25 protein-coding genes and 1 pseudogene are annotated in these 26666 nt (G+C 70.8%); 20 read left to right on the top strand and 6 right to left on the bottom strand.

The features are described 5' to 3' along the window. The first annotated feature begins 14 nt into the window (after positions 1–14). The 15 genes from pgsA to AC07DC_RS18245 all read left to right on the top strand — a co-directional run bounded on the left by pgsA (position 15) and on the right by AC07DC_RS18245 (position 15441). Positions 15–686, top strand: a complete 672-nt coding sequence (pgsA, locus tag AC07DC_RS18315) for a phosphatidylinositol phosphate synthase (RefSeq protein WP_478915444.1) — start codon at positions 15–17, stop codon at positions 684–686. Beyond that, positions 683–1600 (top strand): phosphatidylinositol mannoside acyltransferase, encoded by a 918-nt coding sequence (locus tag AC07DC_RS18310; protein WP_478915443.1) that lies wholly within the window; start codon positions 683–685, stop codon positions 1598–1600. Before pgsA ends, AC07DC_RS18310 begins: the two co-directional genes overlap by 4 nt. Next, positions 1597–2802 (top strand): glycosyltransferase family 4 protein, encoded by a 1206-nt coding sequence (locus AC07DC_RS18305; protein WP_478915442.1) that lies wholly within the window; start codon positions 1597–1599, stop codon positions 2800–2802. The genes AC07DC_RS18310 and AC07DC_RS18305 overlap by 4 nt, the downstream gene beginning before the upstream one ends. Positions 2803–2824: 22 nt before the next feature. Further along, positions 2825–3382: a LemA family protein gene (locus tag AC07DC_RS18300; RefSeq protein WP_478915441.1), complete on the top strand. Its 558-nt coding sequence runs from the start codon at positions 2825–2827 to the stop codon at positions 3380–3382. An 82-nt stretch (positions 3383–3464) separates the two neighbouring features. Further along, positions 3465–4376, top strand: a complete 912-nt coding sequence (gene pdxS, locus AC07DC_RS18295; protein ID WP_478915440.1) for a pyridoxal 5'-phosphate synthase lyase subunit PdxS — start codon at positions 3465–3467, stop codon at positions 4374–4376. 7 nt (positions 4377–4383) lie between these two features. Then, positions 4384–4980: a pyridoxal 5'-phosphate synthase glutaminase subunit PdxT gene (gene pdxT / locus AC07DC_RS18290; RefSeq protein ID WP_478915439.1), complete on the top strand. Its 597-nt coding sequence runs from the start codon at positions 4384–4386 to the stop codon at positions 4978–4980. Positions 4981–5217: 237 nt separating this feature from the next. After that, complete coding sequence (locus tag AC07DC_RS18285; RefSeq protein ID WP_478915438.1) at positions 5218–5970, top strand: YebC/PmpR family DNA-binding transcriptional regulator; 753 nt, start codon at positions 5218–5220, stop codon at positions 5968–5970. A 126-nt stretch (positions 5971–6096) separates the two neighbouring features. Further along, complete coding sequence (ruvC, locus tag AC07DC_RS18280) at positions 6097–6636, top strand: crossover junction endodeoxyribonuclease RuvC (RefSeq protein ID WP_478915437.1); 540 nt, start codon at positions 6097–6099, stop codon at positions 6634–6636. After that, the gene (gene ruvA, locus AC07DC_RS18275) at positions 6633–7256 is read left to right on the top strand and encodes a Holliday junction branch migration protein RuvA (RefSeq protein ID WP_478915436.1); all 624 of its coding nucleotides are present in this window, start codon (positions 6633–6635) and stop codon (positions 7254–7256) included. The genes ruvC and ruvA overlap by 4 nt, the downstream gene beginning before the upstream one ends. A 190-nt stretch (positions 7257–7446) precedes the next feature. After that, entirely contained in the window at positions 7447–8523 is a 1077-nt protein-coding gene (ruvB, locus tag AC07DC_RS18270) for a Holliday junction branch migration DNA helicase RuvB (RefSeq protein ID WP_478915435.1), read from the top strand. A 161-nt stretch (positions 8524–8684) separates the two neighbouring features. Next, positions 8685–9119, top strand: a complete 435-nt coding sequence (gene yajC, locus AC07DC_RS18265) for a preprotein translocase subunit YajC (RefSeq protein ID WP_478915434.1) — start codon at positions 8685–8687, stop codon at positions 9117–9119. A 90-nt stretch (positions 9120–9209) separates the two neighbouring features. Then, positions 9210–10982, top strand: coding sequence for a protein translocase subunit SecD (gene secD, locus AC07DC_RS18260; RefSeq protein WP_478915433.1), 1773 nt, complete (start codon positions 9210–9212; stop codon positions 10980–10982). Next, positions 10982–12145 carry a protein translocase subunit SecF gene (secF, locus tag AC07DC_RS18255; protein ID WP_478915432.1) on the top strand — a complete coding sequence of 388 codons (1164 nt, stop codon included), beginning with the start codon at positions 10982–10984 and terminating at the stop codon, positions 12143–12145. The genes secD and secF overlap by 1 nt, the downstream gene beginning before the upstream one ends. Continuing rightward, positions 12142–12702 (top strand): adenine phosphoribosyltransferase, encoded by a 561-nt coding sequence (locus tag AC07DC_RS18250; RefSeq protein ID WP_478915431.1) that lies wholly within the window; start codon positions 12142–12144, stop codon positions 12700–12702. The genes secF and AC07DC_RS18250 overlap by 4 nt, the downstream gene beginning before the upstream one ends. A 294-nt stretch (positions 12703–12996) precedes the next feature. Beyond that, a complete protein-coding gene (locus AC07DC_RS18245; protein ID WP_478915430.1) occupies positions 12997–15441 on the top strand; it encodes a RelA/SpoT family protein in 2445 nt (814 codons plus the stop codon). A 76-nt stretch (positions 15442–15517) separates the two neighbouring features. On the opposite strand, the gene AC07DC_RS18240 is transcribed toward AC07DC_RS18245, so the two are convergent. After that, entirely contained in the window at positions 15518–16747 is a 1230-nt protein-coding gene (locus tag AC07DC_RS18240) for a DUF349 domain-containing protein (RefSeq protein WP_478915429.1), read from the bottom strand. A gap of 236 nt (positions 16748–16983) precedes the next feature. Continuing rightward, positions 16984–17820, bottom strand: a complete 837-nt coding sequence (locus AC07DC_RS18235) for a peptidylprolyl isomerase (protein ID WP_478915428.1) — start codon at positions 17818–17820, stop codon at positions 16984–16986. A 219-nt stretch (positions 17821–18039) separates the two neighbouring features. Between AC07DC_RS18235 and AC07DC_RS18230 the strand changes: the two genes are divergently transcribed. Then, on the top strand, positions 18040–18750 hold the full coding sequence (locus tag AC07DC_RS18230) for an MBL fold metallo-hydrolase (protein ID WP_478915427.1): 711 nt from the start codon (positions 18040–18042) through the stop codon (positions 18748–18750). A gap of 11 nt (positions 18751–18761) precedes the next feature. Then, positions 18762–20024: a histidine--tRNA ligase gene (gene hisS, locus AC07DC_RS18225; protein ID WP_478915426.1), complete on the top strand. Its 1263-nt coding sequence runs from the start codon at positions 18762–18764 to the stop codon at positions 20022–20024. 136 nt (positions 20025–20160) lie between these two features. On the opposite strand, the pseudogene AC07DC_RS18220 reads toward hisS, so the two are convergent. Beyond that, a pseudogene (locus tag AC07DC_RS18220) lies at positions 20161–20571 on the bottom strand (ATP-binding cassette domain-containing protein); the annotation flags it as partial. A 153-nt stretch (positions 20572–20724) separates the two neighbouring features. Here AC07DC_RS18220 and AC07DC_RS18215 point away from each other — a divergent pair. Further along, positions 20725–21366 carry a vitamin K epoxide reductase family protein gene (locus AC07DC_RS18215; protein ID WP_478915425.1) on the top strand — a complete coding sequence of 214 codons (642 nt, stop codon included), beginning with the start codon at positions 20725–20727 and terminating at the stop codon, positions 21364–21366. Between the two features lie 65 nt (positions 21367–21431). Here AC07DC_RS18215 and AC07DC_RS18210 read toward each other — a convergent pair whose 3' ends face one another. From AC07DC_RS18210 to AC07DC_RS18200, 3 genes are read right to left on the bottom strand one after another with little or no spacing between them, the layout of a single operon-like run. Continuing rightward, positions 21432–22223 carry a 3-oxoacyl-ACP reductase gene (locus tag AC07DC_RS18210; protein ID WP_478915424.1) on the bottom strand — a complete coding sequence of 264 codons (792 nt, stop codon included), beginning with the start codon at positions 22221–22223 and terminating at the stop codon, positions 21432–21434. 6 nt (positions 22224–22229) lie between these two features. Beyond that, a complete protein-coding gene (locus AC07DC_RS18205; RefSeq protein ID WP_478915423.1) occupies positions 22230–23597 on the bottom strand; it encodes an aldehyde dehydrogenase family protein in 1368 nt (455 codons plus the stop codon). Positions 23598–23608: 11 nt separating this feature from the next. Further along, a complete protein-coding gene (locus AC07DC_RS18200) occupies positions 23609–24970 on the bottom strand; it encodes a glutamine synthetase family protein (RefSeq protein WP_478915422.1) in 1362 nt (453 codons plus the stop codon). Between the two features lie 74 nt (positions 24971–25044). Here AC07DC_RS18200 and AC07DC_RS18195 point away from each other — a divergent pair, with 74 nt between their 5' ends. Together AC07DC_RS18195 and AC07DC_RS18190 are read left to right on the top strand one after the other, a co-directional pair. Further along, a complete protein-coding gene (locus tag AC07DC_RS18195; RefSeq protein ID WP_478915421.1) occupies positions 25045–25800 on the top strand; it encodes a FadR/GntR family transcriptional regulator in 756 nt (251 codons plus the stop codon). A gap of 144 nt (positions 25801–25944) precedes the next feature. Next, positions 25945–26664, top strand: coding sequence for a gamma-glutamyl-gamma-aminobutyrate hydrolase family protein (locus tag AC07DC_RS18190; RefSeq protein WP_478915420.1), 720 nt, complete (start codon positions 25945–25947; stop codon positions 26662–26664). Positions 26665–26666 lie beyond the last annotated feature (2 nt).

The raw sequence follows: 26666 nt of genomic DNA, 5'->3' as shown, positions 1-26666 counted from the left end.
CATCCGGGAAGGCCATGCTGAACAAGTACGCGCGTGCATTCTTCACGCGTGTTCTCACGCCGTTCGCCTCATTCCTGCTTCGCCTCGGGGTCACCCCGGACGCGGTGACCCTCATCGGCACCGGGGGAGTGATGGCGGGTGCGCTGGTCTTCTACCCCATGGGCGAGTTCTTCTGGGGCACCGTCGTCATCACCCTGTTCGTCTTCTCGGACCTGGTGGACGGGAACATGGCCCGGCAGTCCGGGGTCTCCAGCCGCTGGGGCGCCTTCCTCGACTCCACCCTCGACCGGGTCGCCGACTCCGCGGTCTTCGGCGGGCTCGCCCTCTGGTACGCCGGTGGTGGTGACAACCTCGTGCTCTGCGCGGTGACGATCTTCTGCCTCGCCAGCGGCCAGGTGGTGTCCTACACCAAGGCCCGCGGTGAGGCCATCGGGCTGCCGGTGAACGTCAACGGGCTGGTCGAGCGCGCCGAGCGGCTCGTCATCACCCTGGTCCTGTGCGGTCTCGCCGGGCTGCACAAGTTCGGCGTTCCCTATATCGAGTGGCTTCTGCCGATCGCCCTGTGGGTGGTCGCCGCGGGCAGTCTGGTGACCCTGATCCAGCGGGTCGTCACCGTACGCCGCGAGGCGGCGGAGGCCGACGCGGCCGACACGGTCGCCGGCGCGAACGGGGGCGGCGCCGCGTGAAGGACCGGCTGACCGACGGCCTGTACGGCCTGGGCTGGGGCGCGGTCAAGAAGCTGCCGGAGCCGGTGGCGAACGCCCTCGGCCGACGGATCGCCGACCTGGTCTGGCGCCGGCGCGGCAAGGGCGTGCTCCGACTGGAGTCCAACCTCGCCCGCGTCGTACCGGACGCGGACGAAGCCCGGCTGCGCGAGCTGTCCCGGGCCGGGATGCGCTCGTACCTGCGGTACTGGATGGAGTCCTTCCGGATGCCCGCCTGGGACCGGGAGCGGTTCCGTACCGATGTCGACATCCAGGACGAGCACATCCTGGTGGAGGGCCTGGCCGCCGGAAAGGGCGTCATCCTGGCGCTGCCGCACATGGGCAACTACGACCTGGCCGGCGCCTGGGTGACCACCAAGATCGGCATCCCGTTCACCACCGTCGCGGAACGTCTCAAGCCCGAGACGCTGTACGACCGGTTCGTGGCCTACCGCGAGGGACTCGGCATGGAGGTGCTGCCGCACACCGGCGGCTCCGCCTTCGGCACCCTCGCCCGCCGACTGCGCGCGGGCGGCCTGGTCTGCCTGGTCGCCGACCGCGACCTGTCCGCCTCGGGCATCGAGGTGAAGTTCTTCGGCGAGGCCACGCGGATGCCCGCCGGGCCCGCGATGCTCGCGCAGCAGACCGGCGCACTGCTGCTGCCGGTCACCCTCTGGTACGACGACTCGAGGATCATGCGCGGCCGGATCCACCCGCCGATCGACGTCCCCGAGACCGGGGAACGGGCCGAGAAGGCCGCGGCCATGACCCAGGACCTTGCCGATGCCTACGCCTCCGGGATCGCCGAGCACCCCCAGGACTGGCACATGCTCCAACGGCTGTGGCTCGCCGATCTCGAAGCGCGCCCGAACAGTTCCGGAACGGAGAATCCGTGAGGATCGGGATCGTCTGCCCGTACTCCTGGGACGTCCCCGGAGGCGTCCAGTTCCACATCCGCGACCTCGCGGAGCACCTGATCAAGCTCGGCCACGAGGTCTCCGTGCTCGCGCCCGCCGACGACGAGACACCGCTCCCGCCGTACGTGGTCTCCGCGGGCCGCGCCGTCCCCGTGCCCTACAACGGCTCGGTGGCCCGGCTCAACTTCGGCTTCCTGTCCGCCGCCCGGGTGCGTCGCTGGCTGCACGACGGCAACTTCGACGTCATCCACATCCACGAACCGACCTCGCCGTCGCTCGGACTGCTCGCCTGCTGGGCGGCCCAGGGCCCGATCGTCGCGACCTTCCACACGTCCAACCCCCGCTCGCGGGCCATGATCGCCGCCTACCCGATCCTGCAGCCCGCGCTGGAGAAGATCCGCGCGCGCATCGCGGTGAGCGAGTACGCCCGGCGCACCCTGGTCGAGCACCTCGGCGGCGACGCGGTGGTCATCCCCAACGGCGTGGACGTCGACTTCTTCGCCACGGCGGAGGCCGAGCCGAAGTGGCAGTCGGAAGGGGCGCGCAGTGCCGACGGGAGCGACGGTCCCCGGACGGGCGGAACGATCGGGTTCATCGGCCGCATCGACGAACCGCGCAAGGGACTGCCCGCCCTGATCCGGGCTCTGCCCAAGATCCTCGCCGAACGCCCGGGCACCCGGCTGCTGGTCGCCGGAAAGGGTGACGAGAAGGAGGCCGTCGAGACCCTGCCGGAACACCTGCGCGGCCAGGTGGAGTTCCTCGGCGTGGTCAGCGACCGGGACAAGGCCCGGCTGCTGCGCAGCGTCGACCTGTACATCGCCCCCAACACCGGCGGCGAGAGCTTCGGCATCATCCTCGTCGAGGCGATGTCGGCGGGCGCCCCGGTGCTCGCCAGCGATCTCGACGCCTTCCGCCAGGTCCTGGACGGTGGAGTGGCGGGCGAACTGTTCCCGGTCGAGGACGCCGACGCGCTCGCGGCCGCCGCGGTGCGGCTGCTCGGTGACCCCAAACGCCTCGCGGAACTGCGGGAACTGGGCAGCAGGCACGTACGCCGCTTCGACTGGAGCACCGTCGGCGCCGACATCCTCTCCGTCTACGAGACCGTGACGGAGGGCGCCACCGCCGTCGCCACCGACGAACGCGTCACCCTGCGCGCCCGCCTGGGGCTCGCCCGGGACTGAAGTACCCGGCGCGACGGTAGCCTTGCCGCCCGTGACCACCTTCATCTGGGTCGCGGTGGCTGTCGTTGCCATCGGCCTGTACCTGAGCTGGACCGCGGGCCGTCTCGACCGCCTGCACGCCCGTATCGACGCCGCCCGTGCCGCACTCGACGCACAGCTGCTGCGCCGTGCCTCCGTGGCCCAGGAGCTCGCGACGTCCGGGGTGCTGGACCCGGCGGCGTCCATCGTGCTGTACCAGTCCGCGCACGCCGCCCGGCAGTCCGAGGACGAGCACCGCGAGGTGGCCGAGAGCGAGCTGAGCCAGGCGCTGCGCGCGGTCTTCGCCGAGCCGGCCGCCGTCGAGGCGGTGCTGGCCGCGCCCGGCGGCGAGGAGACCGTCGGCGAACTGACCCAGGCCGTACGCCGGGTGCCGATGGCCCGGCGCTTCCACAACGACGCGGTCCGCGCGGCGCGGGCGGTGCGCAAGCACCGGGTGGTGCGCTGGTTCCGGCTGGCCGGCCACGCGCCCTTCCCGCTGGCCTTCGAGATGGACGACGAGCCACCGACGGCGTTCACAGCGGACGGCGCGGCAGGCCACTGACCCCGGATTGGCCCTTTTCCGGCCAGGTGGACCGGTTCACGATGGCTACAACGCACCATTCGTCATCGAGTGAGGTCATACCGTGTCCACCACCCCCGCCACCGCCCAGAACCCCGAGACCGGCACCGCGCGCGTCAAGCGCGGTATGGCCGAGCAGCTCAAGGGCGGCGTGATCATGGACGTCGTCAACGCCGAGCAGGCGAAGATCGCCGAGGACGCCGGCGCCGTCGCGGTCATGGCCCTGGAGCGGGTGCCCGCCGACATCCGCAAGGACGGCGGCGTGGCCCGTATGTCCGACCCGGACATGATCGACGGCATCATCAGCGCGGTCTCCATCCCCGTCATGGCGAAGTCCCGCATCGGGCACTTCGTCGAGGCCCAGGTCCTGCAGGCGCTCGGTGTCGACTACATCGACGAGTCCGAGGTCCTGACCCCGGCCGACGAGGTCAACCACAGCGACAAGTGGGCCTTCACCACCCCCTTCGTCTGTGGCGCCACCAACCTGGGCGAGGCCCTGCGCCGTATCGCCGAGGGCGCGGCCATGATCCGCTCCAAGGGCGAGGCCGGCACCGGCAACGTCGTCGAGGCCGTGCGCCACATGCGCCAGATCCGCGCCGACATCCGCCGCCTCGGGACCCTGGACGAGACCGAGCTGTTCGTCGCCGCCAAGAACCTCCAGGCCCCGTACGAGCTGGTCAAGGAGGTCGCGGGCCTCGGCAAGCTGCCCGTCGTGCTCTTCAGCGCCGGCGGTGTGGCCACCCCGGCGGACGCCGCCCTGATGATGCAGCTCGGCGCCGAGGGTGTCTTCGTCGGCTCCGGCATCTTCAAGTCCGGCGACCCGGCGCAGCGCGCCGCCGCCATCGTGAAGGCCACCACCTTCTACGACGACCCCAAGGTGATCGCGGACGTCTCGCGCGGTCTGGGCGAGGCCATGGTCGGCATCAACTGCGACACCCTCCCCGAGTCCGAGCGCTACGCCAACCGCGGCTGGTAACCGGACCGTGAGCGCCATACCCACCATCGGCGTACTGGCCCTGCAGGGCGATGTACGCGAACACCTCGCGGCGCTCACCGCCGCCGGCGCACAGGCCGTGCCTGTGCGCCGGCCGGCCGAGCTCGCCGAGGTCGACGGCCTGGTCATCCCCGGCGGCGAGTCCACCACGATGTCCAAGCTGGCGGTCATCTTCGGCATGCTGGAGCCGCTGCGCGAGCGGGTCGCGGCCGGGATGCCGGCCTACGGCTCCTGCGCGGGCATGATCATGCTCGCCGACAAGATCCTGGACGGCCGGGACGACCAGGAGACCATCGGCGGCATCGACATGCTCGTGCGCCGCAACGCCTTCGGGCGGCAGAACGAGTCCTTCGAAGCGGCCGTGGAGATCACCGGCATCGGCGGCGGACCGGTCGAGGGCGTCTTCATCCGCGCCCCCTGGGTGGAATCGACCGGCGCGCGGACCGAGGTACTGGCCCGGCTCGACGACGGCACCGTCGTCGCCGTGCGCTCCGGAAACCTGCTCGCCACCTCGTTCCACCCCGAGCTGACCGGAGACCACCGGGTTCACGAGCTCTTCGTCGACATGGTGCGCACCGCGGGCTAGGCCCTGTCGTCAAAGTAGCGCCTGCCCGGCGGCGTCTGGCACGCACGCTCGCGGCGTTGTCGGGCCCACCCCAGTACGTCCAGTACAGGGGCGACCCTCCGCCTTGCGATCGCACGCACCAGACGCCGCCGGGCCCGCCCTTCGGGCGGACGGCGCTACATTGACGACAGGACCTCGCGCGACCCCGGTAGGATCTCTTCTGTTCATTTCTACTGGCGACGTTGTAAGGAGCTGGCGATGTCCGGCCACTCTAAATGGGCTACCACCAAGCACAAGAAGGCCGTGGTTGACGCCAAGCGCGGCAAGCTCTTCGCCAAGATGATCAAGAACATCGAGGTGGCGGCGCGCATGGGTGGCGGTGACATCTCCGGTAACCCGACCCTTTACGACGCCATCCAGAAGGCGAAGAAGAGCTCGGTCCCGAACAAGAACATCGACAGCGCGGTCAAGCGCGGTGCCGGTCTGGAAGCCGGCGGCGCCGACTACCAGACGATCATGTACGAGGGCTACGGGCCGAACGGTGTCGCGGTGCTCATCGAGTGCCTCACCGACAACCGCAACCGCGCGGCCTCCGACGTCCGTGTCGCGATGACCCGCAACGGCGGGGCCATGGCCGACCCGGGCTCGGTCTCCTACCTGTTCAACCGCAAGGGCGTCGTCATCGTCCCCAAGGGTGAACTCTCCGAGGACGACGTGCTGGGCGCGGTGCTGGACGCCGGGGCCGAAGAGGTCAACGACCTCGGCGAGTCCTTCGAGGTCATCAGCGAGGCCACCGACATGGTCGCGGTCCGTACCGCGCTCCAGGACGCGGGCATCGACTACGACTCGGCCGACGCCAACTTCGTCCCCACCATGCAGGTGGAACTCGACGAGGACGGCGCCCGCAAGATCTTCAAGCTGATCGACGCGCTGGAGGACAGCGACGACGTGCAGAACGTCTTCGCCAACTTCGACGTGAGCGACGAGGTCATGGAGCAGGTCGACGCCTGATTCCGCGTTGTACACACCACGGGCCGGCGGGACACACCCCGCCGGCCCGTCGGCGTCGGCGGCGTTGTCAGTGGGAACGGCTAACCTGCAGGAACAGTTGACCGACAGGGCTTGAGGGGTGACGGGGTGCGGGTACTCGGCGTGGACCCGGGGCTGACCCGGCTCGGCATCGGAGTCGTGGACGGCGTCCCGGGGCGGCCGTTGACGATGGTGGGGGTCGGCGTGGTGCGCACCCCGGCCGATGCGGAGATCGGCCACCGCCTCGTCCTCATCGAGCGCGGCATCGAGGCGTGGTTGGACGAGTACCGGCCGGAAGTCGTCGCCGTGGAGCGGGTGTTCAGCCAGCACAACGTCAGCACGGTCATGGGCACCGCCCAGGCCAGCGCCGTCGCGATGCTCTGCGCCAGCCGGCGCGGGCTCCCCGTTCATCTGCACACGCCCAGCGAGGTCAAGGCGGCCGTCACCGGCAGCGGTCGGGCGGACAAGGCCCAGGTCGGCGCCATGGTGACGCGGCTGCTGCGGCTGGACGCCCCGCCGAAGCCGGCCGACGCCGCGGACGCGCTGGCGCTGGCCATCTGCCACATCTGGCGCGGTACCGCCACCAACCGCCTCCAACAGGCCATCGCCGCCCACCGGCCCGCACGAATCCAGGAGCCCCGAGCATGATCGCCTTCGTCAGCGGCCCGGTCGCCGCACTCGCCCCGGACGCCGCGGTCATCGAGGTGGGCGGCATCGGGATGTCCGTGCTGTGCACCCCCGGCACCCTCGCCACCCTCAGGACCGGCCAGCAGGCCAGGCTCTCGACGTCGCTGATCGTCCGCGAGGACTCGCTCACCCTGTACGGCTTCGCGGACGACGACGAGCGGCTGGTCTTCGAGCTGCTGCAGACCGTCAGCGGCGTCGGCCCGCGCCTCGCCCAGACGATGCTCGCCGTGCACTCTCCCGACGCCCTGCGGATCGCGGTGGCCACCGGGGACGAGAAGGCGCTCACCGCCGTCCCCGGCGTCGGCAAGAAGGGCGCCCAGCGGCTCCTGCTGGAACTGAAGGACCGGCTCGGCGAGCCCGTCGGCCCCGGAGCCAACCGCGGGATCGGCAGCCCCGTCAGCGCCTCCTGGCGCGACCAGTTGCACGCGGCGCTCATCGGCCTCGGCTACGCCACCCGCGAGGCCGACGAAGCGGTCTCCGCGGTCGCGCCACAGGCCGAGGCGGAGCTGGCCGGGGGCGGGGCGCCCAATGTCTCCGCCCTGCTGCGCGCGGCCCTCCAGACCCTGAACCGCACCCGCTGAGGGCCCGCCGCCGCACCGACCCGATCCCCGCACGGACGACCCGCCCCCGCCGCCGCACCGACCCGACGATCCCGCACCGACGACCCGAAAGTCCCGACATGCTGCGTTTCCCCGGGGAGCGACTCCCCGTACCCCTGCGAAAGGCCGGGCCGTCCGGGCCGCGGCAGGCGGCGACGCGAGGTGGGACGCGGTGAACTGGGACGAGCCCGCACCCCCGACCGCCGGTGAGCTGCCGGACCGGCTGGTCGGCTCCGATGCCGATGGTGAGGACCAGGCCGTCGAGGCCGCGCTGCGGCCGAAGGACCTCGAAGAGTTCGTCGGGCAGGAACGGGTGCGCCAGCAGTTGGATCTGGTGCTGAAGGCGGCCAAGAAGCGCGGCGGCACCGCCGACCACGTGCTGCTCTCCGGCGCGCCCGGCCTCGGCAAGACCACCCTGTCGATGATCATCGCCGCCGAGATGGGCGCCCCGATCCGCATCACCTCGGGCCCGGCCATCCAGCACGCGGGCGACCTCGCCGCGATCCTCTCCTCCCTCCAGGAGGGCGAGGTGCTCTTCCTGGACGAGATCCACCGCATGTCCCGGCCCGCCGAGGAGATGCTCTACATGGCGATGGAGGACTTCCGGGTCGATGTGATCGTCGGCAAGGGTCCCGGGGCCACCGCCATCCCGCTGGAGCTGCCGCCCTTCACCCTGGTCGGCGCCACCACCCGGGCCGGCCTGCTGCCGCCCCCGCTGCGGGACCGCTTCGGCTTCACCGGCCACATGGAGTTCTACGCCCCCGCCGAGCTGGAGCGCGTCATCCACCGCTCGGCCCGGCTGCTGGACGTCGAGATCGAGACGGACGGCGGCGCGGAGATCGCCGGCCGCTCCCGCGGCACGCCCCGTATCGCCAACCGGCTGCTGCGCCGGGTCCGGGACTATGCGCAGGTCAGAGCCGACGGCCGGATCACCCGCGAGATCGCCACCCAGGCCCTGGAGGTCTACGAGGTGGACGCCCGCGGCCTCGACCGGCTGGACCGGGCCGTGCTGCGCGCCCTCCTCCAGCTCTTCGGCGGCGGCCCCGTCGGGCTGTCGACGCTCGCGGTCGCCGTCGGCGAGGAGCGCGAGACGGTCGAGGAGGTCGCCGAACCCTTCCTGGTCCGGGAGGGCCTGCTGGCGCGCACTCCCCGTGGTCGGGTGGCTACCCGGGCGGCATGGACGCACCTGGGCCTGGTCCCGCCCCAGCAATCCGGGAGTCCCGGCCAGGGTGGCCTGTTCGGACCGTGACGGCATGGAGACTCGCCCCCCAGGAACCTCGGTGCCATGCTGGGCGTTGTTTCACCGGCGAGGACTCGCTTAGACTCCGCCGACGCCCTTCCTCCGGAACGGCATACACCCCCGTAGATCAGGCCAGCCACCCGCGGCCGTGCGAAGGAACGTTGTAAATCGTGAGTATCGGCTTGCTCCTCCCGTTCATCATCCTTATCGGTGCCATGTTCCTCATGACCCGGTCTGCCAAGAACAAGCAGCGGCAGGCGGCGACGATGCGGAACCAGATGGAACCGGGCTCCGGTGTCCGCACCATCGGCGGTATGTACGCCGTGGTGAAGGAGATCAACGAGGACACCGTCCTCCTGGAGCTGGCCGACGGAGTGCACGCGCACTTCGCCAAGAACTCCATCGGCGCCGTCCTGGACCAGGCGGAGTACGACCGGATCGTCCACGGCATCGAGCCGGACGAGGCGGAGGACGGCTCCGAGGACACGGACGAGGACGCGACCACGGCCGAGGACGCCGTGACGGCCGAGGCCGCCGATGACGAGCACATCGACCTGAGCAAGACGGAGGACGAGCCGAAGAAGGACGGCACCGACCCCAAGTAAGGCGCGGTCGGTCCGGACTCTCACATCACTTCGTGGCCACCCCACGGGCGCGCAGGCCCGGGGGCTGGTTGGACAGGGAGATACAAGAAGGTGGCAGCACCCAAGAAGGGCCGCAGGTCCTCGGGGAGTCAGGGGTACCCCGGGCGCGCTCTGGCCGTGATCCTGATCGCGCTCGTGGCGTTGACGGGGACGATGTTCCTCTCGCACAACACCACCCCGCGACTCGGGATCGACCTCGCAGGCGGCGTCAGCATCACGCTGACCGCCAAGAGCGATCAGGCCGGCGCGGTCAACAAGACCAACATGAACACCGCTGTGAGCATCATCAACCAGCGTGTCAACGGTCTTGGTGTCTCCGAGGCGGAGGTGCAGACCCAGGGAAGCAATCACATCATTGTGAACATTCCCAAGGGCACCGACCCCAAGCAGGCGCAGGAGCAGGTCGGCCAGACCGCTCAGCTGTACTTCCGGCAGGTGCTCGCCGAGCAGGCGAACCCCCCGGCCGCCAAGGCGCCGGTGACGCCCTCCCCGACCACGACCCCGACGGGCAAGCCGGGCAGCAAGCCGACGGCGACGACCACGCCGAAGGCCACGCCGTCGTCCACGAAGGCCACGCCCTCGTCGAGTGCCAGCACCCAGGGCCGCGCGGTCACCGACGGTCTGAAGGCGACCCCCGCCAAGGCGCCCACCCCGACGCCGACGCCCAGCACGCCCGCGCCCCCGGCCGGCACGCTGGACAGCACGATTCCGGCCGATCTGCAGGCGAAGTTCACCGCGCTCGACTGCAACGACCCGAAGCAGCGCCTCGCGGCGAACCAGGGTGTCAAGCCTGAGAACAAGGTCGTCGGCTGCGGCCAGCGCGGCGAGGGCAAGGACAAGATCTGGTACAAGTACGCGCTCGGCCCGGCCGTCCTCGACGGCAAGGACGTCTCCAAGGCCAGCGCGAAGTTCGACACCCAGTCCGGCAACGGCTGGGTCGTCGACCTGAGCTTCACCGGCGGTGGCGCCAAGAAGTTCACCAAGGTCACCACCCAGCTCGCCGCCCAGCAGCCCCCGCTGAACCAGTTCGCGATCGACCTCGACGGCAACGTCGTCTCCGCGCCCTCGGTCTCGCAGGCCCTGCCCGGTGGCAGCGCGACGATCTTCGGCAGCTTCACCCAGCAGTCCGCACAGGACCTGTCCAACGTGCTGTCGTACGGTTCGCTGCCGCTGTCCTTCGACATCAGCGACGTGACCACGGTCTCCGCCGCACTCGGCGGCGAGCAGCTGCGAGGCGGCCTCATCGCGGGCGCCGTCGGCCTCGCGCTGGTCGTGCTCTACATGCTGGCGTACTACCGGGGCCTCGGCCTCGTCGCGATCGTCAGCCTCATGGTGTCGGCGGCGCTCACCTACGCGCTGATGTCCCTGCTCGGCCCGGCCATCGGCTTCGCGCTGAACCTACCGGCCGTCTGTGGAGCCATCGTCGCCATCGGTATCACCGCGGACTCGTTCATCGTCTTCTTCGAACGGATCCGTGACGAGTTGCGCGAGGGCCGCTCGCTGCAGCCCTCGGTGGCCCGCGGCTGGCCGCGCGCCCGGCGCACCATCCTGGTGTCGGACTTCGTGTCCTTCCTGGCCGCCGCGGTGCTCTTCGCCGTCACGGTCGGCAAGGTCCAGGGCTTCGCGTTCACCCTGGGTCTGACCACGTTGCTCGACGTCGTGGTGGTGTTCCTCTTCACCAAGCCGTTGATGACGATCCTGGCCCGCAACAAGTTCTTCGCCGACGGCCACAGGTGGTCCGGCCTCGACCCGAAGGGTCTGGGTGTCCAGGCCCCCATCCGCCGCGTCCGCCGCAGGACGAGCACCGAGACGAAGGAGGCCTGATGTCCAAGCTCGGCAATCTCGGACAGCTCGGACACCGGCTGCACCGTGGCGAGATCGCCTACGACTTCGTCGGCAAGCGCAAGCTCTGGTACGGCGTCTCGATCCTGATCACGATCGTGGCCATCGCCGGCCTGGCGATCAACGGTCTCAAGCTCGGCATCGAGTTCTCCGGCGGCGCGGTCTTCACCACCGCGAAGACGTCGTACTCGGTCACCGATGTGCAGAACAAGATCGCCGGCCACACCGGCAGTCATGACGCCACCGTGCAGAAGCTCGGCAACGGCGGCGTGCGGATCCAGGTCAGCGACATCTCCACGGAGGAGTCGAAGGACATCCAGCAGCGGGTCGCCACCGACCTCGGGCTGGACTCGACCAAGATCGACGCACAGATCGTCGGCCCCAGCTGGGGTGAGGAGATCTCCCAGAAGGCCTTCACCGGCCTGATCATCTTCATGATCCTGGTGGTGATCTACCTCGCCATCGCCTTCGAGTGGCGGATGGCCATCGCCGCCCTCGTCGCCCTGATCCACGACCTCACGATCACCGTCGGCGTCTACGCCATCGTCGGTTTCGAGGTCACCCCGGGCACCGTGATCGGTCTGCTGACGATTCTCGGATACTCCCTCTACGACACCGTCGTCGTCTTCGACGGTCTCAAGGAGACGACCCGGAGCATCACCAAGCAGAACCGCTTCACGTACAGCGAGCTGGCCAACCGCAGCCTCAACCAGACCCTGGTGCGTTCGATCAACACCACGGTCGTCGCGCTGCTCCCCGTCGGCGCGCTGCTGTTCATCGGCGGCGGCATCCTCGGGGCCGGTGTGCTCAACGACATCGCGCTCGCGCTCTTCGTCGGCCTCACCGCCGGTGCGTACTCCTCGATCTTCATCGCGACCCCGCTGGTCGCGGACTTCAAGGAGCGCGACCCGGAGATCAAGGCCCTCAAGAAGCGCGTGCTGGCCAAGCGCAAGGCCGACGCCGCCAAGGGCGTCGACCCGGCCGAGGAGGACCAGCGGGCCCGTGAGGACGCTGCCGCCGAGGACGAGGGCGACGAGCCGGAGGACGGCGACCACGCCGCCGCCGGTGGTGTGGTCGGCCAGCGTGCCCAGGCCGCCGCCGCCCGCAACCGCGGCAAGAACCGTCCTTCGGGGAAGCGGCGGTGACGGCGACGGCAGCCGGCGCCGACGCGCTGCGTGATCAGCTGCTCGGCCGTATCCGGGACGTGCCGGACTACCCGCAGCCGGGTGTGATGTTCAAGGACATCACCCCGCTGCTGGCGGACCCCGACGCGTTCAACGCCCTGGTGGACGCCCTGGCCGTGCTCTGCGCGCGCCACGGTGCCACCAAGGTCGCCGGCCTGGAGGCGCGCGGGTTCATCCTCGCCGCCCCCGCGGCGGCCCGGGCCCACCTGGGCTTCGTGCCCGTGCGCAAGGCGGGCAAGCTGCCCGGCGCGACGCTGTCGCAGCGCTACGAGCTGGAGTACGGCAGCGCCGAGATCGAGGTGCAGCAGGACGCCCTCGGCGCCGGCGACCGGGTCCTGGTCATCGATGACGTGCTGGCCACCGGTGGCACCGCCGAGGCCTCGCTGGAACTCATCCGGCGTACCGGCGCGGAGATCGCCGGGGTCGCGGTCCTGCTGGAGCTCGGCTTCCTCGGCGGCCGCGAACGGCTCACCGCCGCCCTCGCGGGCGCCCCGCTGGACGCACTCATCATCGTCTGACACCACAGGCACAGCGCCTCACGGCACACAGCACCGCCCCGGAGGCGGGGGGGCGCGGGCCCCCCCCCCCCCCCCCCCCCCCCCCCCCCCCGAACAACCGGGGGGGGCCCCCCCCCCCGGGGGGGGGGGGGGGGGCCGGCCCCCCCCCCCCCCACCCCCCCCCCCCCCCCCCCCCCCCCCCCCCCCCCCCCCCCCCCCCCCCCCCCCGGGGGGGGGCCCCCCGCCCCCCCCCCCCCCCCCGCCTCCTGCCACAGATCGATACCATGGGTGCTCCCACCCGCGTGAGGAGTGCTCTTGCCAGACGAGGCCCAGCCGCTCGACGCCGAAGGCGGGACCGATTCCCCCGCCGGGAGCAACGGAGCCGCCCCCGAGCCGCCGACGCCTGCCGTCCGGCCCGTACGGACCCCCGCCAGCGCGACCCCGTCGCGCGCCGCAGGCTCCTCCAACCGCGTCCGCGCCCGCCTCGCCCGGCTCGGCGTGCAGCGTTCCAGCCCGTACAACCCGGTGCTGGAGCCGATGCTGCGGATAGTCCGGGGCAACGATCCCAAGGGCGACACCGCGCAGCTGCGCCAGATCGAGCGCGCCTACCAGGTCGCCGAGCGCTGGCACCGCGGGGTGAAGCGCAAGAGCGGCGACCCCTACATCACGCACCCGCTGGCGGTCACCACGATCCTCGCCGAGCTGGGTATGGACCCGGCCACGCTGATGGCGGGACTGCTGCACGACACCGTCGAGGACACCGACTACAGCCTGGACGCGCTGCGCCGGGACTTCGGCGACCAGGTCGCGCTGCTCGTGGACGGCGTCACCAAGCTCGACAAGGTGAAGTTCGGCGAGGCCGCGCAGGCCGAGACCGTACGCAAGATGGTCGTGGCCATGGCCAAGGACCCCCGCGTCCTGGTCATCAAGCTCGCCGACCGGCTGCACAACATGCGCACCATGCGGTATCTCAAGCGGGAGAAGCAGGAGAAAAAGGCCCGCGAGACGCTGGAGATCTACGCCCCGCTGGCGCACCGGCTGGGCATGAACACCATCAAGTGGGAGCTGGAGGACCTCGCCTTCGCGATCCTCTACCCCAAGATGTACGACGAGATCGTGCGGCTGGTCGCCGAGCGCGCCCCCAAGCGCGACGAGTACCTCGCCGTCGTCACCGACCAGGTCCAGCAGGACCTGCGCGCGGCCCGGATCAAGGCGACCGTCACCGGCCGCCCGAAGCACTACTACAGCGTCTACCAGAAGATGATCGTGCGAGGCCGCGACTTCGCCGAGATCTACGACCTGGTGGGGATCCGCGTCCTCGTCGACACCGTCCGCGACTGCTACGCGGCACTCGGGACCATCCACGCGCGGTGGAACCCGGTGCCCGGGCGGTTCAAGGACTACATCGCGATGCCCAAGTTCAACATGTACCAGTCGCTGCACACGACGGTCATCGGGCCCAGCGGAAAGCCCGTCGAGCTGCAGATCCGCACCTTCGACATGCACCGCCGCGCCGAGTACGGCATCGCCGCGCACTGGAAGTACAAGCAGGAGCCGGTCTCCGGCGCCTCCAAGGTGCGCACCGACACCCCGCGCAAGAGCGACAGTGCCACCACCGGTGTCAACGCCGTCAACGACATGGCGTGGCTGCGGCAGCTGCTGGACTGGCAGAAGGAGACCGAGGACCCGAGCGAGTTCCTGGAGTCGCTGCGCTTCGACCTCTCGCAGAGCGAGGTCTTCGTCTTCACCCCCAAGGGCGACGTGATAGCGCTGCCGGCCGGTGCCACTCCGGTGGACTTCGCCTACGCGGTCCACACCGAGGTCGGCCACCGGACCATAGGAGCCCGGGTCAACGGCCGGCTGGTCCCGCTGGAGTCGACGCTCGACAACGGCGACCTGGTGGAGGTCTTCACCTCCAAGGCCGCGAGCGCCGCCCCGTCGCGCGACTGGCTGGGCTTCGTGAAGTCCCCGCGCGCCCGGAACAAGATCCGCGCCTGGTTCTCCAAGGAGCGCCGCGAGGAGGCCGTCGAGCAGGGCAAGGACGCCATCGCGCGCGCCATGCGCAAGCAGAACCTGCCGATCCAGCGGGTCCTGACCGGCGACTCGCTCGTCACCCTCGCGCACGAGATGCGGTACCCGGACATCTCCGCGCTGTACGCGGCGATCGGCGAGGGCCACATCACCGCCCAGTCCGTCGTCCAGAAACTGGTGGACGCACTCGGCGGCGAGGAGGGCGCGACGGAGGAGATCGAGGAGATCACCACCCCCTCGCGCAACCGCTCCAAGCGCCGGGCCAACGCCGACCCCGGCGTGGTCGTCAAGGGCGTCGACGACGTGTGGGTCAAGCTGTCCCGCTGCTGCACCCCGGTGCCCGGCGACCCGATCATCGGCTTCGTCACCCGGGGCAGCGGCGTGTCGGTGCACCGCACGGACTGCGTCAACATCGAGTCGCTGTCCCAGGAGCCCGAGCGGATCCTCGAGGTCGAGTGGGCGCCCACCCAGTCGTCCGTCTTCCTGGTAGCCATCCAGGTCGAGGCGCTGGACCGGTCGCGGCTGCTGTCGGACGTCACCCGGATCCTGTCCGACCAGCATGTGAACATCCTGTCCGCGGCCGTCCAGACCTCCCGCGACCGGGTCGCGACCTCGCGCTTCACCTTCGAGATGGGCGACCCGAAGCACCTGGGACACGTCCTGAAGGCCGTACGCGGCGTCGAGGGCGTCTACGACGTGTACCGCGTCACCTCGGGCCGCCAGCGCTGAGACCGTACGCGAGCGGCCCCGGTACGGAGTTCCGTACCGGGGCCGCTTCGTCCGCTCCGCGGGCCTGAGGGCCTGCTCAGCCGCCGAACTCCTCCAGGCCCTTCAGCGCCTGGTCCAGCAGGGCCTGCCGGCCCTCCAGCTCACGGGTGAGCTTGTCGGCCTTCGACGCGTTGCCCGCCGCCCGTGCCGCCTCGGCCTGGGTGCGCAGCTTGTCGACGGCGGCCTGGAGCTGGCCCGTCAGACCCGCGGCGCGGGCCCGTGCCTCCGGGTTCGTCCGGCGCCACTCGTTCTCCTCCGAGTCCTGGATCGCGCGCTCCACCGCGTGCATCCGGGCCTCGATACGGGGCCGGGCGTCGCGCGGCACATGGCCGACGGCCTCCCAGCGCTCGTTGATCGCGCGGAACGCCGCACGAGCCGCCTTGAGATCCGTCACCGGAAGGATCTTCTCGGCCTCGATGGCGAGCTCCTCCTTGAGCGCGAGGTTCTCCCGCTCCTGGGAGTCGCGCTCGTTGAAGACCTCGGTGCGGGCCTGGAAGAACTGGTCCTGGGCGCCGCGGAAGCGGTTCCACAGGTCGTCCTCGGACTCGCGCTGCGCGCGGCCCGCGGCCTTCCACTCCGTCATCAGCTCGCGGTAGCGGGCGGCGGTCGGACCCCAGTCGGTGGAGTTCGACAGCGCGAGCGCCTCCGTGACCAGCTTCTCCTTGGCGCGGCGGGCCTCCTCGCGCTGGGAGTCCAGCGACGCGAAGTGCGCCTTGCGCCGCTTGGAGAAGACCGAACGGGCGTGGCTGAAGCGGTGCCACAGCTCGTCGTCGGCCTTGCGGTCCAGGCGCGGCAGCGCCTTCCAGGTGTCGACCAGGGCGCGCAGCCGCTCGCCCGCGGTCCGCCACTGCTCGCTCTCGGCCAGCCCCTCGGCCTCCGCGACCAGCTCCTCCTTGGCCACCTTGGCCTCGTCGGTCGCCTTCGCCTTCGCGATCTTGCGTTCCTCGCGGCGCGATTCCACCAGCCCGACGAGCGCGTCCAGCCGCGTGGCGAGCGCCGCCAGGTCGCCCACCGCGTGCGCCTCGGTGACCGACGCCCGAAGGTGCTCGATCGCGGTCAGCGCGTCCTTGGTCGCGAGGTCGGTGGTCTTCACCCGCCGTTCAAGGAGGCCGATCTCGACGACAAGCCCCTCGTACTTGCGCTCGAAGTAGGCCAGCGCCTCATCCGGAGACCCCGCCTGCCACGAACCGACCTCCCGCTCCCCGTCGGCCGTACGCACGTACACGGTCCCCGTCTCATCGACGCGGCCCCATGGGTCGCTGCTCACAGCGCCTCCTCCACGTGATGCCCGGCCGTTGTCCGGCTCGCCGGCATCGTTCACAGTTTCCTCCGGCCGGGCTGCGCCCTGACCGGTCCAACGCCAACATAGGCGACCGGCGCCCCGGCTGTCCGCATCCAGCACACGCGAAATTACGACCTTCCCCGTGGTCAGGGAGTGGGCTCGCGGATCCACTCCCCACCACGGGGCAGATCGTTACCGCCGGGGCCCGGCTCATCAGGGGTTCACGACTGCTTGACGACCGCCTTGTTGATCACCACGGTCGCGTTCGGGGCAGTGTTCTGCTGGGCGTCGGGGGCTGCCGCGCCCGCCGCCGCGATCTTCTGGAGCACCTTCATGCCGTCCGCGCCGATGGTGCCGAACGGGGTGTAGGTCGGTGCCAGCGGGCTGTCCTTGTAGACCAGGAAGAACTGGCTGCTGCCGGTGTGCGGCTGCCCGGTGTTCGCCATCGCGACCGTGCCGGCCGGGTAGGTGACCGTGCCGCCGGCAGGCGCCTTGCCCAGAGCGGTCAGGTTCTCGTCCGGGATCGTGTAGCCGGGGCCGCCGTTGCCCTGACCGGTCGGGTCGCCGCACTGCAGGACGTAGATGCCCTCGGCGGTGAGCCGGTGGCACTTGGTGTGGTCGAAGAAGCCCTTGTCGGCGAGGAACTTGAACGAGTTCACCGTGGCCGGCGCCTTCGCGGCGTCCAGCGTCATCGCGATGTCACCGCAGGTGGTCTGGAGCGTGAAGGTGTACTTGGCGCTCTTGTCGATCGCCATCGCCGGCTCCGACTTCCACTGCGACTTGCCCGGGGTGCCCGCGCCCGGCTTGGCGCAGGGGTCCGGCGCCTTGGAGGGCGTCGTGGCCGACGGACTGGCGGCCGCGTCGGTCTTCGGCTTCTCCTTGCTGTCCAGGCCACCCGTCGCGTACGCGGTGGCACCCGCGGCGACCACGACGGCCACCACGGCGGCGATCACGCTGTTGCGCCGCCGGGCCTTGGACTGCTCCGCGGTCCTGCGCTGCTGCTGCCGCTCGAACTTCTCTCGGGCGAGCTGTCGCCGCCGCTGTTCCTTGGTGACCACTTCGCCGTCTCCCGGTCTTCTACTTCAGTCTTCTCGAAAACGTCATCTCGAACGTGAATCCGCGTGCGGCAGATCTTCGCGCCCCACACGGCCCGCAGTCCAGTACCCGTGCGGTACGGCCGGGCGCCCCTGCGGGGACGATACGGGTTCGCCGCCGCCACTCCCGCGCCGGTAGGCTCGTGAGCTGCCGACACCTCCGCGGACGACAGAAGGACGAACGTGCTTATTGCCGGGTTCCCCGCCGGGGCCTGGGGGACCAATTGTTATGTGGTCGCCCCCGCCGCCGGTGAGGAGTGCGTGATCATCGACCCGGGTCACCAAGCGACCCAGGGCGTCGAGGACACGCTCGCCAAGCATCGCCTCAAGCCCGTCGCCGTCATCCTCACCCATGGCCACATCGACCATGTGGCGTCCGTCGTGCCGGTCTGCGGGGCCCATGACGTCCCGGCCTGGATCCACCCCCAGGACCGCTACATGATGAGCGACCCGGAGAAGGCGCTGGGGCGCTCCATCGGGCAGCAGCTCATGGGCGAGCTGACCATCGGCGAGCCCGACGACGTCAGGGAGCTGACCGACGGCGCCGCCCTCGCGCTGGCCGGCCTGGAGTTCACCGTCTCGCACGCGCCGGGCCATACGAAGGGGTCGGTGACCTTCAGGCTCCCCGAGTCCTCCGACGTGCCGTCGGTGTTCTTCTCGGGCGACCTGCTGTTCGCCGGCTCCGTCGGACGCTCCGACCTGCCCGGTGGCTCCGCGGACGAGCTGATGGAGTCGCTGGCCCGCGTGTGCCTGCCGCTCGACGACTCGACCGTGGTGCTCTCCGGCCACGGCCCCCAGACGACCATCGGCCGCGAGCGCGCCGCCAACCCCTACCTGGGGGAAGCGGCCCGCGGCTTCGGAGCCGGTTCGCCGGCTCCGCGACGAGGATTGTGACAAGGCTTCCTGTGAGTACCTTCCAGGCCCCCAAGGGCACGTACGACCTGATCCCGCCGGACTCCGCGGCGTACCTCGCGGTGCGCGAGGCGATCTCCACACCGCTCAAGCGGGCCGGCTACGGCTATATCGAGACCCCCGGGTTCGAGGCGGTCGAACTCTTCTCCCGCGGCGTCGGCGAATCCACCGACATCGTCAGCAAGGAGATGTACACCCTCACCACCAAGGGCGGCACCACGCTCGCGCTGCGCCCCGAGGGCACCGCCTCCGTGCTTCGCGCCGCCCTGCAGAACAACCTGCACAAGCTCGGCAACCTGCCGGTCAAGCTCTGGTACTCGGGCTCGTACTACCGCTACGAGCGCCCGCAGGCCGGCCGCTACCGGCACTTCTCCCAGGTCGGCGCCGAGGCGATCGGTACCGAGGACCCGGTGCTCGACGCCGAGCTGATCATCCTGGCCGTCGACGCGTACAAGGCACTGGGCCTGAAGAACTTCCGGGTGCTGCTCAACTCGCTCGGCGACAGGGAGTGCCGTCCCGTCTACCGGGCCGCCCTCCAGGAGTTCCTGCGTGGGCTGGACCTCGACGAGGACACCGTGCGCCGGGCGGAGATCAACCCGCTGCGGGTTCTCGACGACAAGCGCGACGCGGTGCAGAGGCAGCTGACCGGCGCCCCGATGCTCCGTGACTACCTGTGCGAGGCGTGCAAGGAGTACCACGAGCAGGTGCGCGAGCTGCTGACGGCCGCGGGCGTGGCGTACGAGGACGACCCGAAGCTGGTTCGCGGCCTGGACTACTACACCCGCACCACCTTCGAGTTCGTGCACGGCGGTCTCGGCTCGCAGTCCGCCGTCGGCGGCGGCGGGCGGTACGACGGCCTGTCCGAGATGATCGGCGGCCCCGCGCTGCCGTCCGTCGGCTGGGCGCTGGGCGTGGACCGTACGGTGCTGGCGCTCAAGGCGGAGGGCATCGAGCTCGAACTGCCCGCGACCACCGACGTGTTCGCCGTACCGCTCGGCGAGGAGGCGCGCCGCGCGCTCTTCGGCACCGTCACCGAGCTGCGCCGGGCGGGTATCGCCACCGACTTCGCGTTCGGCGGCAAGGGCCTGAAGAACGCGATGAAGTCGGCGAACCGCGCCAACGCCCGCTTCGCCGTCGTGGCCGGTGAGCGTGATCTGGCCGAGGGTCTGGTGCAGCTCAAGGACATGCGCAGCGGGGAGCAGGTGGCGGTCGCGCTGGACGCGCTGGTCGCCACGCTGCAGGAAAAGCTGGCCTGACCCGAGGGGAAGGGCCCGGACAGCCATCGCTGTCCGGGCCCTTCGCCTTGTACGGGAAGCGGGGTCAGATCAGCCGCGGGCGGCCGCGCGGATGGCGTCGGCGAGTTCGGCCAGCTCGGCGCTCTGCGTGATGATGCCGTTGGCCGCCGGAGAGCGACTTGATGCGGCTGTCGGCCTTCTCCTCCAGGCCGACCAGGGAGATGACGTCCTCCGGATCGCGCGGTCGCGGGTAGTACCGCGCGAAGTGCCGCACGCTCTCGCGGACGGTCAGCTCCGCCGGCGCCGACTCGTCCTGCCAGACGATGCCGACCCGCGAGCGCCAGGCGCGTCCGGCCGAGTCCGGATCCTCGCCCAGGACCGTCACCTCGCCGCCGTCCCTCGATCGGTGCCCTTGCAGGATCTCGACCGTCGTACTCTTGCCCGCCCCGTTGGGGCCCAGGATCCCGAGCACCTCACCGCGTTCGATGTCGAGATCGACTCCGTCGACCGCGGTGACCTCGCCGTACCGCTTGTAAAGGCCCCGCACCCGCACCGCTTCGTTTCCCATGCCGGTAAGACTCCTCCCGGCGGGGGCCGCGGGGGACGACCAGGAGGACACTTCCGTGTCCACCGTTCGATGGACCTCCGGGCACCTGCGGGCCATGCCGCTGGTGCACAATGAAAGTCGCGCGGGCTAACGACGGATCTACGGAACGGCGATATGACGACTTCGGCGCTCGACCAGACGCTCACCGACGGTGACCGCGATACCTCCAGGGGCACCATCGGCACGGGGCGCGCCTACGCGTGGCTGCTGATCATCTGTGGCGCGCTCGGGACGCTCGCGTCCTTCGTGATCACCGATGACAAGTTCAAGCTGCTGGAGGACCCGAACTTCGTCCCGGCCTGCAGCCTGAACCCGATCATCTCCTGCGGCAACATCATGAAGAGCGAACAGGCCCACGCGTTCGGCTTCCCGAACCCGATGATCGGCATGATCGCGTACCCGATCGTGCTCTGTATCGGCGTCGGCCTGCTCGCGGGCGCCCGCTACCGCGGCTGGTTCTGGCTGGGCCTGCAGGCCGGCACCCTGTTCGGCGCCGGTTTCGTGACGTGGCTGCAGTACCAGTCGCTCTACAACATCAACTCCCTGTGCCTGTGGTGCTGCCTGGCGTGGGTCGTCACGATCGCCCTCTTCTGGTACACGGGCGTGCACAACATCAAGCACGGCATCATCAAGGTCCCGGCCGGGGTGCGCACCGCGGTCCTGGAGTTCCACTGGGTCGTTCCGGTGCTCTGGTACGGCATCATCGCGATGCTGATCCTGACCCGCTGGTGGTCGTACTGGAAGACGCTCGTCTGAGCCCGGGGCCGCGAGGCCGCTGAAGGCCCGCCGCACCCGTCTCCCGGGCGCGGCGGGCCTTGCGGCTACTGGGGAGTGACGTACGCCCCGCCGATGCCGCCGTCCACGAGGAACTCGCTCGCCGTCATGAAGCTGGAGTCGTCGCTGGCGAGGAACGCCACCGCGGCGGCGATCTCCGTCGGCTCGGCGAAGCGGCCCACCGGAATGTGCACGAGCCGGCGGGCGGCGCGCTCCGGGTCCTTGGCGAACAGCTCCTGCAGCAGCGGGGTGTTGACCGGGCCGGGGCACAGCGCGTTGACCCTGATGCCCTCGCGGGCGAACTGCACGCCCAGCTCGCGGGTCATGGCCAGGACCCCGCCCTTGGACGCGGTGTACGAGATCTGTGAGGTGGCCGCGCCCATCTTGGCCACGAAGGACGCGGTGTTGATGATCGATCCCTTGCCCTGCCGCCGCATGTACGGGAGCACGGCCTTGCAGCACAGGTAGACGGAGGTCAGGTTGACCTCCTGGACCCGGCGCCAGGCGTCCAGGCCGGTGGTGAGGATCGAGTCGTCGTCGGGCGGGGAGATCCCGGCGTTGTTGAAGGCGATGTCGACCGATCCGTAGGTGTCGTACGCCGTCTTGAACAGCGCCTCGACCTGCTCGGGGTCGGTGACGTCGACCTTGACGAAGATCCCGCCGACCTCCTCGGCCGCAGCCTTGCCCGACCCCTCGTCGATGTCGGCGACGACGACGTTGGCGCCCTCGGAGGCGAAGCGGCGTGCGGTGGCCAGGCCGATGCCGCTGCCGGCGCCGGTGATGACCGCGGTACGGCCGACGAGGCGGCGGCAGACTTCGGTGGTGGATGGCTCTGACATGCGCTGCTACTCCTCAGTGCTGATGAAGACGTTCTTGGTCTCGGTGAAGGCGGCGAGGGCGTCGGGGCCCAGTTCCCGGCCGAGGCCGGATTCGCCGAAGCCGCCGAACGGTGTCCAGTAGCGGACCGAACTGTGGCTGTTGACCGACAGGTTGCCCGCCGCGACCCCGCGCGACATCCGGATGGCCCGGCCGAGGTCGCGGGTCCAGATCGAGCCGGAGAGCCCGTAGCGGGTGGCGTTGGCGAGCCGGAGCGCGTCCGCCTCGTCCTCGAAGGGCAGGACGACGGCGACCGGTCCGAAGATCTCCTCGGTGGCGGCGGGGGCGGCGGCGCCGACCGGGGCAAGGACTGTCGGCGGGTACCAGAAGCCGGGTCCTTCGGGGGCGCTGCCGCGGGCGGCCACCGGCAGGTCGTCGGTGACCAGCGAGCGGACCCGCTCGCGCTGGACGGCCGAGATCAGCGGGCCCATCTCGGTGGCGGGGTCGGACGGGTCGCCGACCCTGACGGCCTCGACCGCCGGGATCAGCAGCTCCAGGAACCGCTCGTAGACCTCCCGTTGGACCAGGATCCGGGTGCGGGCGCAGCAGTCCTGGCCCGCGTTGTCCAGGAAGGCCATGGGAGCCGCTGCCGCGGCCTTCTCCAGGTCCGCGTCGGCGAAGACGATGTTGGGGCTCTTGCCGCCGAGTTCGAGGGTGACCCGCTTCACCTGCCGGGCGCACTGCTCCATGATCCGCTTGCCGACCGCGGTGGAGCCGGTGAACACGATCTTCCGCACGTCCGGGTGCTCGACGAGCCGGGTCCCGGTGACCGGGCCCGCGCCGGGCAGTACCTGGAAGAGTCCCTCGGGCAGGCCCGCGGACAGGGCGAGTTCGGCCAGTCGCAGCGCGGTCAGCGGTGTGGTCTCGGCCGGTTTGAGCAGGACGGCGTTGCCCGCCGCGAGCGCCGGGGCGGCGCCCCACGCGGCGATCGGCATGGGGAAGTTCCACGGGGCGATGACGCCGACGACGCCGATCGGCTCGTGGAACGTGAGGTCGAGGCCGCCGGCGACCGGGATCTGCCGGCCGCTGAGCCGTTCCACGCCGCCGGCGGCGTAGTCGAGCAGATCGCGGACGTTTCCGGCCTCCCAGCGGGCGTTGCCGAGGGTGTGGCCGGCCTCGCGGACCTCCAGCGCGGCGAGTTCCTCGGCGTGCGCGTCGACCTCGGCGGCGAACCGGCGCAGACCGCGCGCCCGGTCGGCCGGGGCCAGCGCGGCCCAGCCCTGCTGGGCCTTGGCCGCCGCGGCGACGGCGGTGTCCACGCCTTCCGGGGTGGTCGCCGCGACGGTGGCGACGATCTCCTCGGTGGCGGGGTTGAGTACCTGGTGGTGCTCGGTCACGGGCTGCTTCCTTACATCCGCTCGAAGGAGCGGAACCGCTCCCAGTCCGTGATGGCGGTGTCGAACGCTTCCTGTTCGATCCGCGCCATGTTGCTGTAGTGGTCGACGACGTCCTGGCCGAAGGCCGCCCGCGCGATCGGGCTGGCCGCCCACAGTTCGGCGGCCTCCCGCAGGGTGCCGGGCACCTGCTCGTAGTCGGCGGTGTAGGCGTTGCCCGCGCAGGCCGCCGGCAGTTCCAGCTTGTGCTCGATGCCGTACAGACCGGCCGCGACCATGCCCGCCACGGCGAGGTACGGGTTCACGTCGCCGCCCGGGACGCGGTTCTCCAGGCGCAGCGAGGCGCCGTGCCCGACGACGCGCAGCGCGCAGGTGCGGTTGTCGACGCCCCAGGCGACCGCCGTGGGGGCGAAGGAGCCCGGCCGGAAACGCTTGTACGAGTTGATGTTGGGCGCGTACAACAGGGAGAAGTCGCGCAGGGCGGCGAGCTGCCCGGCCAGGAAGTGCCGCATGACGGGCGACATCTCCCCGTCCTCGCCCGCCATGACAGGGCGTCCCGCCTCGTCCCGCAAGGAGAGGTGGATATGGCAGGAGTTGCCCTCGCGCTCGTTGAACTTCGCCATGAAGGTGAGCGAGGCGCCCTCCTGGGCGGCGATCTCCTTGGCCCCGGTCTTGTAGACGGTGTGCTGGTCGCAGGTGACGAGCGCCTCGTCGTAGCGGAAGACGATCTCGTGCTGGCCGAGATTGCACTCGCCCTTGGCGGACTCCGGGGTCAGGCCCGCCCCGGCCATCTCGTTGCGGATCCGGCGCAGCAGCGGCTCGACGCGGGAGGTGGCGAGCACCGAGTAGTCGGCGTTGTACTGGTTGGCGGGGGTCAGGCCGCGGTAGCCGCCGTCCCACGCCTGCTCGTAGGTGTCGCGGAAGACCATGAACTCCAGCTCGGTGCCGGCATGGGCGGTCCAGCCCTGCTCGGCCAGCCGGCCCAGCTGGCGGCGCAGGATCTGCCGGGGCGCGGCGACCACCGGCGAGCCGTCGTTCCAGGCGAGGTCGGCGACGAGCAGGGCCGTGCCGTCCTGCCAGGGGACGTGGCGCAGGGTGCTGATGTCGGGGTGCATGGCGAAGTCGCCGTAACCGCGTTCCCAGGAGGACATCGCGTAGCCGTCGACGGTGTTCAGATCGACGTCCACGGCGAGCAGGTAATTGCACCCCTCGGTACCGTGGGCGAGCACCTCGTCGAGGAAGAACGGCGCGGCGAATCGTTTGCCCTGCAACCGTCCCTGCATATCGGCGAAGCCCAGAATAACGGTGTGGATCTTCCCCGCTTCGACGAGGATGCGCAGGGCGTCGACGGACAAGGGGGGTGTGCGATCGGCCACGAGGGAGGTCCTCTCGGATCGGACGGGAGCACTAAGGTATGGGTTGGAACCATTGATTGGGAAGAGGTCCGCGCATGAGCGAGCGTCAAATCTCCGTGGATCCGCTCGCCCCGGTGCTGCGGCCGGTCCGCGGCGGCAATGGTTTCGAGGAGGCGCTGGAGCAGGTGCTCCAGGTCGTCCGGCTGGGCCTGGTGCCCGACGGTGAGCGGCTGCCCGCCGAGCGCGAACTCGCCGAACGGCTGCGGATCAGCCGGGTCACCCTGCGCGAGGTGCTGAAGGTCCTGCACGAGCAGGGGCTGGTCGAGACCCGCCGCGGCCGGCACGGCGGCACCTTCGTCCGCAACCGGCCGCCCTCCCACGGCCCGGGCCGGGCGGCCGCGGAGAACGAGCTGCGCCGCAGGGCGGCCGGGCTGGGCGCCGGCGGCCTCGACGACGTGCTGCGCTTCCGCGAGGTGCTGGAGGTCGGTGCGGCCGGGCTGTGCGCCCGCACCGAACTCTCCGACGAGCAGACGGCCCTGCTGCGCCGCCGGCTGCGCGAGACGGGTGACGCGGCCACCGCCGACTACCGGCGCGCCGACACCCTGCTGCACCTGACCATCGCCGAGCTCTGCGGTTCCCCGTCGCTGGCCACGCAGTACGCGGCGGTACGCGCCCAGGTCAACGAACTCCTGGACTGCATCCCCATCCTGGTGCGCAACCTCGAACACTCCCAGGGCCAGCACACCGCGCTGGTCGAGGCCATCCTCGGCGGCGAGGAGGCGGTCGCCGCGGCGGTGATGCGCGAGCACGCGGAGGGCACCGCGGCCCTGCTGCGCGGCTTCCTCGCCTGATCCGGCCGCGGCCGGCGGGCAGGCCCGTCGGGCCGCCGCGGGGGCTTGCGCATCTCCGCGACAGCTATAAAGGTATTCGTTCAAACCTTTGCCGGCAGCCGTGTCCGCGCCACAATCGACCCCGTCATCCAGGAGGATCAGTTCATGCCCGAGCAGCCGCTGGTCGGCGTCACGACCTATCTCGACACCGCCCGGTGGGGCGTCTGGGACGCCAGCGCCGTTCTCCTGCCGGCGGTCTACCCCCGCATGGTCCGCGCCGCGGGCGGCATCGCCGCCCTGCTGCCGCCGGACGATCCGGAGGTGGCGGTCGCGGCGGTCGCCAGGATGGACGCCGTCATCGTCGCCGGCGGTCCCGATGTCGAGCCCTCGCTCTACGGGGAGCCGCGCCATCCGCGCACCGGACCCCGGGCGCGCGAGCGCGACCGGTGGGAGCTGGCGGTGCTGCGAGCCGCGATCGACTCGGGCACGCCCGTCCTCGGCGTGTGCCGCGGGATGCAGCTGCTGAACGTGCTGTGCGGCGGCACGCTCGTCCAGCACCTCCCCGAAACGGTCGGCCACGACCGTCACGCCGTCACGCCCGGCGTCTTCGCCGACCACCTCGTGACACCGGTGCCGGGCACCCTGCTCGCCCGTATCGCCCCGGCCCCGGAGAAGGTGCCGACCTACCACCACCAGGCGGTCGGCATCCTCGGCGCCGGTCTGACCGTGAGCGCGTACGCCGAGGACGGCACCGTGGAGGCGGTCGAACTGCCGGGGCCCGGCTTCGCGCTGGGCGTGCAGTGGCACCCCGAGATGGGCTCCGACCCGCGGCTGGTGCTGGCGCTGCTGGCCGCGGCCGGGGGCGCTGTCACAGGCGTGCCATAGGC

The sequence above is a fragment of the Streptomyces sp. NPDC045021 genome (assembly GCF_056432645.1).
This window is presented reverse-complemented; position numbering and strand designations above follow the sequence as displayed.

Excerpts from the sequence above, each read along its gene's own strand:
- pgsA (WP_478915444.1), top strand. The coding sequence starts at position 15 with ATGCTGAACAAGTACGCGCGTGCATTCTTCACGCGTGTTCTCACGCCG.
- AC07DC_RS18285 (WP_478915438.1), top strand. The coding sequence starts at position 5,218 with ATGTCCGGCCACTCTAAATGGGCTACCACCAAGCACAAGAAGGCCGTG.
- ruvA (WP_478915436.1), top strand. The coding sequence starts at position 6,633 with ATGATCGCCTTCGTCAGCGGCCCGGTCGCCGCACTCGCCCCGGACGCC.
- secF (WP_478915432.1), top strand. The coding sequence starts at position 10,982 with ATGTCCAAGCTCGGCAATCTCGGACAGCTCGGACACCGGCTGCACCGT.
- AC07DC_RS18215 (WP_478915425.1), top strand. The coding sequence starts at position 20,725 with ATGACGACTTCGGCGCTCGACCAGACGCTCACCGACGGTGACCGCGAT.
- AC07DC_RS18210 (WP_478915424.1), bottom strand. The coding sequence starts at position 22,223 with ATGTCAGAGCCATCCACCACCGAAGTCTGCCGCCGCCTCGTCGGCCGT.
- AC07DC_RS18195 (WP_478915421.1), top strand. The coding sequence starts at position 25,045 with ATGAGCGAGCGTCAAATCTCCGTGGATCCGCTCGCCCCGGTGCTGCGG.
- AC07DC_RS18190 (WP_478915420.1), top strand. The coding sequence starts at position 25,945 with ATGCCCGAGCAGCCGCTGGTCGGCGTCACGACCTATCTCGACACCGCC.